The organism is Streptomyces sp. WAC03905, assembly GCF_057371075.1.
On sequence record NZ_JBXYDZ010000003.1, the window covers coordinates 1855796 to 1868986 of the forward strand.

At 75.2% G+C, this 13191-nt stretch carries 9 protein-coding genes and 1 tRNA gene; 6 read left to right on the plus strand and 4 right to left on the minus strand.

Annotation, left to right across the window (positions count from 1 at the left end; genetic code table 11):
- Nucleotides 1-22: 22 nt before the first annotated feature.
- The gene (gene glgX / locus AC2RP6_RS10965) at nucleotides 23-2137 is read left to right on the plus strand and encodes a glycogen debranching protein GlgX (protein ID WP_486450290.1); all 2115 of its coding nucleotides are present in this window, start codon (nucleotides 23-25) and stop codon (nucleotides 2135-2137) included.
- On the opposite strand, the gene AC2RP6_RS10970 is transcribed toward glgX, so the two are convergent.
- The gene (locus tag AC2RP6_RS10970) at nucleotides 2122-3450 is read right to left on the minus strand and encodes an MFS transporter (protein ID WP_486446058.1); all 1329 of its coding nucleotides are present in this window, start codon (nucleotides 3448-3450) and stop codon (nucleotides 2122-2124) included. The genes glgX and AC2RP6_RS10970 overlap by 16 nt on opposite strands.
- A gap of 82 nt (nucleotides 3451-3532) precedes the next feature.
- Here AC2RP6_RS10970 and treY point away from each other — a divergent pair, with 82 nt between their 5' ends.
- Both treY and AC2RP6_RS10980 read left to right on the plus strand, forming a co-directional pair.
- Complete coding sequence (gene treY / locus AC2RP6_RS10975; protein ID WP_486446059.1) at nucleotides 3533-5824, plus strand: malto-oligosyltrehalose synthase; 2292 nt, start codon at nucleotides 3533-3535, stop codon at nucleotides 5822-5824.
- Between the two features lie 354 nt (nucleotides 5825-6178).
- Nucleotides 6179-7522, plus strand: a complete 1344-nt coding sequence (locus AC2RP6_RS10980) for a M14 family zinc carboxypeptidase (protein ID WP_486446060.1) — start codon at nucleotides 6179-6181, stop codon at nucleotides 7520-7522.
- A gap of 122 nt (nucleotides 7523-7644) precedes the next feature.
- Here the strand turns inward: AC2RP6_RS10980 and AC2RP6_RS10985 are convergent, their stop codons facing one another.
- Nucleotides 7645-8208: a DUF1707 and FHA domain-containing protein gene (locus AC2RP6_RS10985; RefSeq protein ID WP_486446061.1), complete on the minus strand. Its 564-nt coding sequence runs from the start codon at nucleotides 8206-8208 to the stop codon at nucleotides 7645-7647.
- A 111-nt stretch (nucleotides 8209-8319) separates the two neighbouring features.
- Between AC2RP6_RS10985 and treZ the strand changes: the two genes are divergently transcribed.
- Nucleotides 8320-10068, plus strand: coding sequence for a malto-oligosyltrehalose trehalohydrolase (treZ, locus tag AC2RP6_RS10990; protein ID WP_486446062.1), 1749 nt, complete (start codon nucleotides 8320-8322; stop codon nucleotides 10066-10068).
- Between the two features lie 6 nt (nucleotides 10069-10074).
- Here treZ and AC2RP6_RS10995 read toward each other — a convergent pair whose 3' ends face one another.
- The gene (locus tag AC2RP6_RS10995) at nucleotides 10075-11214 is read right to left on the minus strand and encodes a M24 family metallopeptidase (protein ID WP_486446063.1); all 1140 of its coding nucleotides are present in this window, start codon (nucleotides 11212-11214) and stop codon (nucleotides 10075-10077) included.
- Complete coding sequence (locus AC2RP6_RS11000; protein WP_486450291.1) at nucleotides 11211-12056, minus strand: LysR family transcriptional regulator; 846 nt, start codon at nucleotides 12054-12056, stop codon at nucleotides 11211-11213. The genes AC2RP6_RS10995 and AC2RP6_RS11000 overlap by 4 nt, the downstream gene beginning before the upstream one ends.
- A gap of 77 nt (nucleotides 12057-12133) precedes the next feature.
- Between AC2RP6_RS11000 and AC2RP6_RS11005 the strand changes: the two genes are divergently transcribed.
- Together AC2RP6_RS11005 and AC2RP6_RS11010 are read left to right on the plus strand one after the other, a co-directional pair.
- A complete protein-coding gene (locus tag AC2RP6_RS11005) occupies nucleotides 12134-12964 on the plus strand; it encodes a CTP synthase C-terminal region-related (seleno)protein (RefSeq protein WP_486446064.1) in 831 nt (276 codons plus the stop codon).
- 74 nt (nucleotides 12965-13038) lie between these two features.
- A tRNA-His gene (locus AC2RP6_RS11010) sits at nucleotides 13039-13111 on the plus strand.
- The last annotated feature ends 80 nt before the right edge of the window (nucleotides 13112-13191 follow it).

The following is a 13191-nucleotide window of genomic DNA, read 5'->3' on the forward strand; positions in this document are numbered from 1 at the left end:
ACCGAGGGAAGAGTCGTTGTCTATGCAGGTCTGGCCAGGACAGGCGTATCCCCTCGGCGCGACGTACGACGGCGCCGGGACCAACTTCGCCGTCTATTCGGAAGCCGCCCGCCGCATCGAGCTGTGCCTCCTCCACGACGACGGGTCCGAAACCGCCGTCGAACTGCGCGAGACGGACGCCTTCGTCCGCCACGCGTACCTGCCCGGGATCATGCCCGGGCAGCGCTACGGCTTCCGCGTGCACGGCCCCTACGAGCCCGAGCGCGGCCGCCGCTGCAACGCGGCGAAGCTCCTGCTGGACCCGTACGCGCGGGCCATCAGCGGCCGGGTGGACTGGAACGAGGCGGTGTACGGCTACCACTTCGGCCGCCCCGACTCCCGCAACGACCTCGACTCCGCCCCGCACACGATGAGCTCGGTGGTGGTCAATCCGTACTTCGACTGGGCCAACGACCGGCCGCCGCGGCACGAGTACCACCACACGGTGCTGTACGAGGCCCACGTCAAGGGTCTGACCATGCGCCATCCGGACCTGCCCGAGGAGCTGCGCGGGACGTACGGGGCGCTCGCCCATCCGGCGGTCATCGGGCACCTCACCAAGCTGGGGGTCACGGCGCTGGAGCTGATGCCGGTGCACCAGTTCGTCAACGACCACCGGCTGGTCAACGACGGGCTGAGCAACTACTGGGGCTACAACACCATCGGCTTCTTCGCCCCGCACAACGGCTACGCCTCGGGCGACCGCGGCCAGCAGGTGCTGGAGTTCAAGTCGGCCGTGCGGGCCCTGCACGAGGCGGGGATCGAGGTGATCCTCGACGTCGTCTACAACCACACCGCCGAAGGAAACCACCTCGGCCCCACGCTGTCCTTCCGCGGGCTGGACAACGCCTCCTACTACCGGCTGTCGGAGGACCCGCGGCACTACATGGACACCACGGGCACCGGGAACTCCCTCCTGATGCGCTCCCCGCACGTGCTCCAGCTGATCATGGACTCGCTGCGCTACTGGGTCACCGAGATGCACGTGGACGGCTTCCGCTTCGACCTCGCGGCCACGCTGGCCCGGCAGTTCCACGAGGTGGACCGGCTGTCGTCGTTCTTCGACCTGGTCCAGCAGGACCCGGTGGTCAGCCAGGTGAAGCTGATCGCGGAGCCGTGGGACCTGGGCGAGGGCGGCTACCAGGTGGGCAACTTCCCCCCGCTGTGGACGGAGTGGAACGGCAAGTACCGCGACACCGTGCGGGACTTGTGGCGCGGGCAGCCGCGCACGCTCGCGGAGTTCGCGGGGCGGCTGACCGGCTCCTCGGACCTCTACCAGGACGACGGGCGACGGCCGCTCGCCTCCATCAACTTCACCACCTGCCACGACGGGTTCACCCTGCACGACCTCGTCTCGTACAACGACAAGCACAACGAGGCCAACCGGGAGGGCAACCGGGACGGCGAGAGCCACAACCGCTCCTGGAACTGCGGGGTGGAGGGGCCGACCGAGGATCCGGAGGTCCTGGCCCTGCGCGAACGGCAGATGCGCAACTTCACGGCCACCCTGCTGCTGTCGCAGGGGGTGCCGATGCTCAGTCACGGCGACGAGTTCGGGCGGACCCAGGGCGGCAACAACAACGCCTACTGCCAGGACAACGAACTGTCGTGGGTGGGCTGGCCGGAGCCCGGCAAACCGGCGCCCTCGCTGCTGGAGTTCACGCGGCAGATGGTGTGGCTGCGGCGCGACCACCCGGTGTTCCGCCGGCGCCGGTTCTTCCACGGCCGGCCGGTGGAGGGCACGCACGACGAGCTCTCCGACATCGCCTGGTTCACCCCGCACGGGGAGGAGATGCGGGCCCGGGACTGGCAGGCGCAGCACGCGCGGGCGCTGACCGTGTTCCTCAACGGGGAGGCGATCTCCGAGCCGGGCAGCCGCGGCGAGCGGATCACCGACGACTCGTTCCTGCTGATGTTCAACGCGGGTGCCGAGCCGCAGGAGTTCACCGTTCCGCCGGGGCACGGCGCGCAGTGGCGGCTGGTGGTGGACACCTCCCGGGCGGACGTGCTGCCACCCGGCACCGGGCCGCAGTACGCGGCCGGCGACCGGGTGGCACTGACGGGGCGGTGCCTGGTGGTGCTTCAGCGGCCGGCGTAGGCGGGGCCCTGGGCCGGGTGCCGGCCCGCCCCACCGGTCCCGTCGGCGACAGCGTCTGCCGCCTCGGCGGCGGCTGCGGCGCCGACGGCGTCCGCGGCTGCCGCCGCGGGCGTACGGGCCGCGGGCACGCGGGTGACGAGGGCGAGGGTCAGGCAGAGCGCGGCCGCCCCCACGGCCACGGCGAAGGCCCCGCCGGGACCGTACCGCTCCGCGAGGCGGCCGGAGACGACGAGGGCGACGGCCTGCCCGGCGACCAGGCTGCTGGCGGCGAAGGCCATGGCGGTGGCCAGCCGGGCCGGGTCCACCGCCCGCTCGGTCAGCGCGAACGCGGTGATCAGGTGGGGCGCGTAGGCGGCCCCGAGGACGGTGACGACCGCGTACAGCGGCCACAGTCCGTCCGTGACGAGCAGGGGCGCCGACAGCACGAGGGCGGCGCCGGTCGCCACGCGCCAGCGCAGCCGCAGTCCGAAGCGGGCGGGCAGCCCGCCGAGCGCGAGGCCGACGGCGGCGCTGACGACGCCCATCGCGGAGTAGACGACGGCGGCCTGGTCGGGGACGCCGAGGCGGATGGTCAGCGCGGTGATGCCGGCCTGGCAGGCGCCGAACATCACACCTTGGAGGGCGAGGGAGCCCCGTACGGCGTGCACCACGGCGGGCGTCCGGATCCGGACGCCCGCCCGTCGTTCCCGCGCCGGGGCCCCGGGGGTGGCGGAGGCGGTCGGGTGCAGGGCGAAGGCGCTGCCGAAGACGGCGACGAGTCCGGCCGCGGCGGCCAGGGCGAAGGCGGGGTGCGCGACCAGCGCGGCGAGCCCGACCAGTGCGGGCCCGAAGACGAAGGACACTTCGTCCAGGGTGCCTTCGAGGGCGTGGACGGCGCCCACGACGCCCTCGTCGGCCTCGGCGCGGTGCGCGAGCGCGACGGAGCGGGTCCGTGCGAGCGGCCCGATCAGCGGCACGGAGGCCCCGGTGAGGGCTCCGATCGCGGCGAGCGGGAGCGTCGCGAGGTGGGTGAGCGCACCGGCGACCAGGGCGGCGGTGGCGACGGCGTTGACCGCGGCGGCGGTCAGGACGACGGGCCGCTGTCCGTGCCGGTCGGCGAGCCGGCCCAGGAGGGGTCCGCACAGGACCTGGCCGAGGGAGAGGGCCCCGCCGACGATGCCCGCGGTGGCCAGGGAGCCGCTGGTCCGGGCGACCAGCAGGAAGCTTCCGAACTGCGACATCGCGACGGGCAGTCGGGCGAGGAAGGAGACGAGCGGCAGGAGGGGCCCGGTCAGGGCGATGACTCTTCGATAGGTGTCGACGGTTCCAAGCACTTGATCGACACTAACGCGATGCAGTCACTCGGATGCATTGGGTCATGGCACGGAATCCGGCAGGTTGGGTACGTACGTTCTCATGAGCCAGCCGCGCCCGACCCCCGCATCGGAATCTGATGTTCCGAGTCCTGTCACCCCGGCGTCGACCTACCGTCTCCAACTACGCCCGGAATTCCCGTTCGCGGCCGCCGAGGCCGCCGTGCCCCACCTCGCCTCGCTCGGCGTGTCGCACCTGCACCTGTCCCCCGTCCTGGAGGCGGCGCCCGGATCCACCCACGGGTACGACGTCACCGACCACTCCCGGGTGCGGGCCGAGCTGGGCGGCGAGGCAGGCCTGCGGGCCCTGGCCGGCACCGCCCGGGCGCACGGGCTCGGTCTGGTCCTCGACATCGTGCCCAACCACATGGCGGTGCCGACCCCGCTGCGGCTGAACCGGCCGCTGTGGGAAGTGCTGCGGGACGGGCCCGGCTCCCCGTACGCACGCTGGTTCGACATCGACTGGGAAGCGGGCGGCGGCCGGGTGGCCCTCCCGCTGCTCCCCGGCCCGGTGGACTCCTGCGACCTGCGGGCCGACGGCTCGGTGCTGCGCCTCGGGGAGCAGGAGTTCCCGCTCCGGGAGGGGACCGAGGAGCTGCCGCTGCCGGAGCTGCTCGCCGCGCAGTGGTACCGGCCCGTGTGGTGGCGGGAGACCGGGTCCGCCCTCAACTACCGCCGCTTCTTCACCATTTCGGAGCTGATCGGGGTCCGGGTGGAGGACCCGGAGGTGTTCACGGCCACCCACGCCAAGGTGCTGGAGCTGGTCCGCGACGGCGTCGCGCAGGGACTGCGGATCGACCACGTGGACGGTCTGGCTGACCCGGAGGAGTACCTGGGCAGGCTGCGGGCCGCGGCGGGCGACGGCTGCTGGGTGGTGGTCGAGAAGATCCTGGCCCGCCACGAGCGGCTGCCGGCCGGCTGGCCGGTGGCGGGGACCACCGGGTACGACGCGCTGCACCGGGTCGACGGGGTGTTCACCGATCCGGTGGGCGCCGCCGAACTGGCCTTCCGGTACGGGGAGTCGACCGGTCTGCCACCGTGGCCGGAGACGGCGCGGGCCTGCGCGCGCGAGGTGCTGACCGGGGACCTGGCCGCGGAACTGGCGACGCTGGAGCGGTGGTCCGGACCCGAACTGGCGCAAGCAGTGCGCGAGTTGCTGATCGCCTTCCCCGTCTACCGGCCCTATCCCGGCGAACCGGAGCTGCCGCCGCAGGCCGTGGAGCGGGCCGCCGCGACGGCGGGCCCGGCCGCGGTGGCCGGCGTACGGGCGCTGCTGCTGCGGGATCCGGTCTTCGCCGCCCGCTTCGCCCAGACCTCGGCGGCCCTGCGGGCCAAGTCCCTGGAGGACCGGGCCTTCTACCGGTACGCACCGCTGCTGTCGGCCACCGAGGTGGGCGGGGAGCCGGGCGGCCCGGCGGTGTCGCCGGAGGAGTTCCACGCGTACTGCGCGACGCTGGCCCGGGACTGGCCCGCGAGCGGCACGGTGCTGTCCACGCACGACACCAAACGCAGCGCGGACGTCCGGGCCCGGATCTCGGCGCTGTCCCAGGCGCCGGAGCTGATGCCCGGTCCCGACGACCCGTCCGAGGGGAAGACGGGCCGCGACCCGCACCTGGCGTGGACGGCCCGGCAGACCGCCCTCGGCCTCGGCCGGGCCCCCGAGGCGGTGCCCCGGATGGCCGACGCCCTCCTCAAGGGCGCCCGCGAGGCCGCCCTGCACACCAGCTGGACCGACCCGGACGAGGAGTACGAGGCGGGCGTCCCCGGCTACGCCCCTGCCCCGCTCGACCTCCCTGAGGAGCTCGCGGAGGCGGCCCGCGCCAACCTGCTCGGCACGACCCTGCTGCACCTGGCGATGCCCGGCGTCCCGGAGGTCTACCAGGGTGCGGAGACCGAGTACCGGGCGCTCGTCGACCCGGACAACCGGCGCCCGGCGCACTTCCCGCGCGAGGCGCTGGCACGGCTGGACGCGGGAGCCGTCCCGCGGGACCCGGCCGAGGAGAAGCTGGCCCTGACGGCGGTGCTGCTGCGGCTGCGCCGGGACCGGCCGGAGCTGTTCCGGGGTTACGCCCCCGTCGCGGCCCGCGGCCCGGCGGCGGACCATCTGGTGGCCTTCACCCGGGCCCCGGGCCTGCTGGTGGCGGCCACCCGGCTGTCCCACCGCCTGACGGCGGCGGGCGGCTGGCGCGGCACCCGCCTCGACCTCCCCCCGGGCACGTGGATTCCGGTCCTCCCCCCGCTCCCGGACCGGGGCCCCCGTACCGCCCACAGCGGTTCGGCGGAGGTGTCTGCCCTGCTGGACGACCGCCCGGTGGGCGTCTGGCTCCGCCGCTGAGGTCCGGCCGCAGGCCGGTCCCGTGGCGGTCGAGTCCCGTAGGAGGTGGGCGAAGGCGCCGGCGCCGCCGGTCAAGGGGGGACGCGGGAGAAGACCGCGAGGCACTCGGCGAGGTCTTCCTGAGCCTGGCCGGCCGGGGCCGGCACCAGCACCGGGGGGGCGCCGTGCCGATCGCGCAGGGCTCGCGTGCCCCGCTCCCCGGATCCGGCCCGACCGACGAGACACCTCCGGTGCGCGGGCCCGGCGCAGCCTTGGCCAGGGCTTTCGTCGAAGGTCCGGGGAACTGCGGGGCCCGTACAGCAGTAGGCGGGGGGCCCGGCGGGCATGGCATCCCTTGTGACTCTCCTCCGTGACATGTGCTACCCCACACCGCCGGAACTCGGGCTGGCCGCCCGTGCGCTGGCGGACGAACACCCCGGCGAGGTCGTACTCCGCCAGGCCGGCACCTCGCGGGCCGGGCAGCCGATCTGGGTCCTGTCGATCGCCGCGACACCGCCGGCGGACGCGGCCGGCCCGGCCGGCGCTGCGCCCCACGCCGGCCCGGTCGGCGCGGCGGGACGGGAGGCCGGCCGCAGTGTCCTCGTCGTCGCCGGAGCGCACGCCAACGAGCCCGTCGGCGGCGCCACGGCGCTCTCGCTCGCGCGCCGGCTGCTGCTGGAACCGGCGCCCCGGGCCGGCTGCGGCTGGCACTTCCTGCTCTGCGCCGACCCGGACGGCGCGGCCCTGCACCGCACGCCCCGCCCGTACACGCTCCTGGACTACCACCGGTACTTCTTCCGGCCGCCCGGGCCGGAACAGCCCGAGTGGGCGCCGTCCTTACTGCCCGCCGACCGGCTGCCGCCGGAGACCCTCGCGCTGACCGCGCTCATCGACGAGCTGCGGCCCGTACTGCAGGTCTCGCTGCACGCCACCGATCTCGGCGGTACCTGGGTGCAGCTCACGCGGGACATACCCGGACTCGCCGAGCCGTTCGCGAAATCGGCCGCCGACCTGCGGATCCCCGTGGAGAACGGCGCCTCGGACGCCGCCGGCTGGCCCTCGCCCGGGCCGGGGATCTTCGTGATCCCGCAGCCGGGCAGCGAGGCCGCCGGGGCGTTCCACCCGGAGGACACCCGGCTGAGCACCTGGTACCACGCCCACCGTTACGACGGCACCACCGCGATCGTCGAAGTCCCCATGTGGGCCTCCGACCTGGTCGACGATCCGGCCCCGCACCCCGACCCGCGCGGCGCCCTGCGGATGCTGGCGGCGCGGCTCACGGCGGACGCCGCGCTCGTCGGCGCCGCCCGCGAACGGGCCCGGAACCGGACCCGCCCGGCCGGCGTCGAGGACCCGGCCGCGGCTGCGCTGCTGCGCGCGGTGGACTGGACGCTCGCGCTGATCCCCCGGATCACCGCGGAGTGGACCGGCGCCGGCGCCCCCGCGGAGGCCACGGCGGCGTACATCGCCAGCATCGACGCCTTCGGGCGGCGGCTGTCCCTGCGCGCGGCGGCGATGCTGCTGCGGGTCCTGCGCGCCGAGGGGCACCCGGCGGCGCCCGACCTGGACCGGCTCGTCACCGGGTGGTGCGAGGAGTTCGCGGCCCGGTTCGGGGCCCGCTGGATCCCGGTGGCCACGCAGGTGGAGCACCAGTCGCGTACGGTCCTGGCCGCCTACGACAGGCTCGTGGCCGCCGAGGCCGCCGCGGGCAGGGCATAGCGGAACGTGGGGCGGGCGGTGGCGCCGACCCGGTCGTGGACGCGAACCGCCCCCCTCGTTCCAGTCACGAGGTCCGCGGGGCGCGGGGGGGCCCGAGGGGGCTAGCCGAAGCCCGAGGGGGGTCAGCCCGATGAGAGGCGGAAGGTCATGTTGCCGAAGCTGACCTGGTCGCCGTCGCGGACGACCGCGGAGCCCGTCACCCGGCGGCCGTTGACGGTGGTGCCGTTCGTGGAGCCGAGGTCCTTGAGCACCCACACCCCGTCGCGCAGGCTCAGCTCCGCGTGCATGCGCGAGACGGTCTCGTGGCTGAGGCGCAGCCCGTTGCCCGGGTCGCGGCCGATCCGCAGGGCGGCGGCACTCGGATGCGGCAGCAGCAGTTTGGGCAGCCGCTCGGCGGCCCAGGCGCCCCGGACCCCGGCGGACACCGCCGAGATGCGGCCGACCCAGCCGAACAGCCGACGGGTCCACGGGCTTTCGGCGGCCTCCCTGGTCTGGAGGTCCGCGGTCAGGACCGCGAGGTCCTCGGAACGGCGGGCCACCAGGGCGAGTTCCATACGGCGCAGGAAGGTGTCGTGGGACAGCTTGCCGAGGGCCGCGCCCTCCCTGAGCTGGCCCAGCGCACGGTCTCGCTCGGCGTCCGACAGCCGCGGCGCGGGGAAGGCAGGAAGTTCGAAACTCGACGTCACAGGGTGATTGTCGGCCCGTCGGGGGCGGAGTGTCCAGAACTCCCCCGCCACGCCCGGAATGATGGGCACGATAAGCATGCTGGACACCGCCGACAGACGAGGGGACCGCCCGTGCAGTTCGAGGTGTGGGCACCGCTGACGGGCCGGGTCGCGCTGCGGCTCGACGACGCGACGTACGCCATGGAGCGCGACCCGGAACGGGACGGCTGGTGGACCGCGCAGGCCCCCGCGGGGGACGGCAGCCGCTACGGCTTCCTCCTGGACGGGGACACCGTCCCGCTGCCCGACCCGCGCGGGCGGCGGCTGCCGGACGGGCCCGACGGCCTGTCGGCCGTGGTCGACTTCGGCGCCCTCGCCGCGCAGCGCGCCCCGTCGCCCGGCGTTCCGCTCCAGGACGCGGTCCTGTACGAGCTCCACGTCGGCACCTTCACCCCCGAGGGCACCTTCGACGCGGCCGCGGCCCGCCTCGGCCACCTCACCGCCCTCGGCGTCACGCACGTGGAGCTGATGCCGGTGTGCTCCTTCGCCGGCCGGCACGGCTGGGGCTACGACGGGGTCGCGCCCTGGGCGGTGCACGAGCCCTACGGCGGTCCGGCGGGCCTGGCCCGGTTCACGGCCGCCGCGCACGCGGCCGGGCTGGGGGTGGTCCTCGACGTGGTCCACAACCACCTCGGGCCCTCCGGGAACCACCTCCCGGCCTTCGGCCCGTACTTCACCGACACCCACCACACCCCGTGGGGCTCGGCGGTGAACCTGGACGCGCCCGGCTCGGACGAGGTCCGCGCCTACCTCGTCGGAAGCGCCCTGGCCTGGCTGCGCGACTACGGGATCGACGGGCTGCGGCTCGACGCCGTCCACGCGCTCGCCGACGGGCGGGCACTGACCTTCCTGGAGGAGCTGTCCGCGGCCGTCGACGGGCTCGCCGCGGAGACCGGCCGGCCGCTGTTCCTGATCGCCGAGTCCGACCGGTGCGACCCGCGCACCACCACGCCCCGCGCCGCCGGGGGCACGGGTCTGCACGCCCAGTGGAACGACGACTTCCACCACGCCCTGCACTGCGCGCTGACCGGTGAGTCCCAGGCCTACTACGCCGACTTCGCCCGGGCCCCGCTGGCCGCCCTGGCCAAGACCCTGACCCGGGTGTTCTTCCACGACGGGACCTGGTCGTCCTTCCGGGGCCGCACGCACGGCCGGCCGGTGGACCACCGCCGCACCCCGGCACACCGGTTCGTCGGCTACACCCAGACCCACGACCAGATCGGCAACCGGGCGCTCGGCGACCGGCTCTCGAACTCGCTCTCCCCCGGACTGCTGGCGTGCGCGGCGGCGGTGGCGCTGACCGGGCCCTTCGTGCCCATGCTGTTCATGGGCGAGGAGTGGGGTGCGCGCACCCCGTGGCAGTACTTCACCGACCACCCCGATCCGGAGCTCGCCGAGGCGGTGCGGTCCGGCCGGCGCCGGGAGTTCGCGGCGCACGGCTGGAAGGCCGAGGAGATCCCCGACCCGCAGGACCCGGCCACCCGGGACCGGTCCGTGCTGGACTGGTCGGAGCCCGAACAGCCGGTCCACGCCCGGCTGCTGGACTGGTACCGCACCCTGGTGGCGCTCCGCCGCACCCATCCGGACCTGCGCGACCCGGACCTGGCGGCGGTCCGGGTCGCGCACGACGAGGAGCGGCGCTGGCTCACCTTCCGGCGGGGTGACGTACGGGTGGCCGTGAACCTCTCCGCCGAGCCGGTGACGATCGCCCTGGGCCGCAACGGGGTGCGGGTGCTGGCGTCCTGGGAGCCCCTCGGACACCCCGGTCCGGACGGGCGGATCCACCTGCCGGGCGAGTCGGCGGTGGTCCTCGGCCCGTGAGCGCCCTCAGTCGACGACGGCCAGTTCGCGCGGGGCCTCGTTGAGGCGGCGGACGCCGTCCTCGGTGACGGTCACGATGTCCTCGATGCGGACGCCGAACCGGCCGGGCAGGTACACCCCCGGCTCCACGGAGAAGCACATGCCGGGAACCAGGGGCTGTTCCTCGCCCTCGACCATGTACGGGGGCTCGTGGGTGGTGACGCCGATGCCGTGGCCGGTGCGGTGGATGAAGCGGTCGCCGTAGCCGAATTCGGTGATCACGGCCCGTGCCGCCCGGTCCACCTCCTGGCAGGCGACGCCCGGCCGGACAGCCGCCACACCGGCCTGCTGGGCCTCGCGGACGATGTCGTGGACCCGCTGTTCCTCGGCGGTGGGCTCGCCCACGTGCACCGTGCGGGAGATGTCGGAGCCGTAGCCGAAGCGCAGGCCGCCGAAGTCGAGGACCACCATGTCGCCGTGGCGGATCACGCGGTCGCCGGCCTCGTGGTGCGGGTCGGCCCCGTTGGGGCCGGAGCCGACGACGGTGAAGTCGACCTGCGCGTGGCCGTGCGTGCGCAGCAGGGCGGCCAGGTCGGCGGCGACGTCGGTCTCCCGGCGGCCGGCGAAGGGGAGGTGGAGGATCTGCGCGTAGGCGGCGTCCGCGGCGGCTGCCGCGCCGGCCATGCGCTCCAGCTCCTGCGGGTCCTTCACGGCGCGGAGCATGGGCAGGCAGTTCGTCAGCGGCGCGTAGGAGGTTCCGGGCAACTCCTGCTGGAGGCCCAGGAGATGCAGCGCCCAGGTGTTGTCGCTCACGCCGAAGCGGCCGCGGAAGTCCAGCAGCGGGGCGGTCAGGGCGTACGGGTCCTTGCCGTCGGCCCAGTCCCGCAGCGTCAGCGCGGCGGCTGCGGGGGCCCTGGCCGCGTCGGGTGCCTCCAGGGCGGGCACGACGAGCACCGGGTCCTTCCCGGGGGCCAGGACGAGCAGCGTCAGGCGTTCGGTCTCGGCGGTGGGCCGGTAGCCGGTGAGGTGGGTGAGGTCGGGGCCGGGGGTGATGAGCAGCCCGGCGAGCCCCGCGTCGGCGGCGCTCCGCGCGGCCGCCCTCATGCGGGCGGCGTAGTCGGCCGCGGTGAACGGGGCGGGGCCCGTGGCGTCGGTGTCATCGGTCATACGGGGGATCCTGCCGTGAGCCGCGCGGCCAGGGCGGCGGCCGCGCCGGTCGGGGCGCCGGGTGCGAGGAGTTCCGTACGGTGCACCAGGCGCGGGGCGGACAGCGGTACGGCGACGCCCGCGCCGACGGCCACGGCGACGCGGCGCGGGAGGAGCGCCAGGCCGTGCCCGGCGGCGGCCAGGGCGCAGAGGGCGTGCAGGTCGGTGCCCTCGTAGCGGACGGAGGCGCGGGCGGCGGTGAGCGGCAGGCCGACGCCGGGGGCGTCGATCCACCGGGCGTCGGCGAGGTCGTCCAGGCGGAGGGCGGCCCGCCCGGCGAGGGGGTGCCCGGCGGGGAGCAGCACGGCCAGTTCCTCCTCCCCGGCGCCCCGCACGGTGAGCGGTGCCACGTCGGGCAGCCGCAGCGGATCGCTCGGGGCGGCCGGGCCGTCGACCAGGCCGAGGTCGCAGCCGCCGGTGGCCACGGCGGCGGGGACCTCGGCCGGGGGCAGGACGCGCAGGGTGACCCCGGTGGCGGGCAGTGCGGCGAGCAGTCGCGGGCCCACGGCGAGCGGGGACGCGGCGAGCGTGACGCGCCCGGGCGGGGCGGCCGCCAGCCGCAGGACGTCGGCCCGCGCGGCGTCGAGCCGCAGCAGCAGCGGTCCGGCGTGCTCCAGGAGCCGCACTCCGGCCGGGGTCGGCGCGACGGGCCGGCGGGTGAGGAGCTCCGCCCGCAGGTCCCCTTCGAGCGCGGCGATGTGCTGGGAGACGGCGGACTGGGTGTAGCCCAGCTCGCGGGCGGCGCCGGAGAAGGAGGCGAGCCGGGCCACGGTGACGAAGGTACGGAGCAGGTGCGGGTCCATGGTCATCAGGATTGCTTATGGAAGGTGCACGAACAATCGTTGGCGCTGAAGCGGGCGGCGCACTCAAGATGATCCGCATGGCCACCGCTCGCACCGCGTCCACGTCCCGCACCGCACCCGCCGCGCCCGCCGCACGCCCCGCGGCCCGGATCGCCCTGGTCGGCGACCGCTCGCCGCACGTGGAGTCCCACACCCGGATCCCGCTGCTGCTGGACGCCCTCGCCACCCGCGACGGGCTCGTCCTCGACGCCTACTGGATCCCCACCGCCGACGCCGCGGCCGAGGCGGCCGCCGGGACCCTGGCCCGCTTCGACGCCGTGTGGGTCCTGCCGGGCAGCCCGTACGCCAGCGAGGCCGGCGCGCTGGCCGCGATCCGGGTGGCCCGCGAGGAGGGCGTCCCCTTCCTCGGGACCTGCGGCGGCTTCCAGCACACGCTGCTGGAGTACGCCCGGACGGTGTGCGGGCTGGCCGGTGTCGCGCACGCCGAGAACGACCCCGGGGCGGCCGACCCGCTGATCGCCCCGCTCGCCTGCTCGCTCGTCGGCCACGAGGGGCTCGTACGGGCCGAGCCCGGGTCGCTTGCCGAGGCGGCGCTCGGCGCGGAGCGGTCCGTGGAGCGCTACCACTGCAGCTTCGGGCCCGCGCCGCGGCACCTGCCGGCCCTCACCGCGCGGGGGCTGCGGCTGTCGGGGCACGACGAGGACGGGCAGGTGCGCGTCGTGGAGCTGCCCGGGCACCCCTTCTTCCTGGCGACGCTCTTCCAGCCGGAGCTGCGGGGCGACGGGAGGACGCCCCATCCGATCATCGGGGCCCTCGCCGTCGCCGCCGTCGCGCATGCCGCCGCACGGTCGGGTGAGGGCGCGGCCGAGGGCGCCGAGACCCTGGCCACGGGGCGGTCCGGCGGATAAGGCGTCGCAGGACCACCCCGCAGATCGGCTATGCTGTGCATGCACATCGAACGGGCGGTCCGCCGCCCTTCGTGGTGGGTGTAGCTCAGTTGGTAGAGCACCTGGTTGTGGTCCAGGTGGCCGCGGGTTCAAGTCCCGTCACTCACCCTGTTCCCCTGGGGCACGAGGTCTTCTCGTGCCCCAGGGGTTTTTTGTGCCGCCGGGCACCCCCCTAGGCCCTGTCGTCA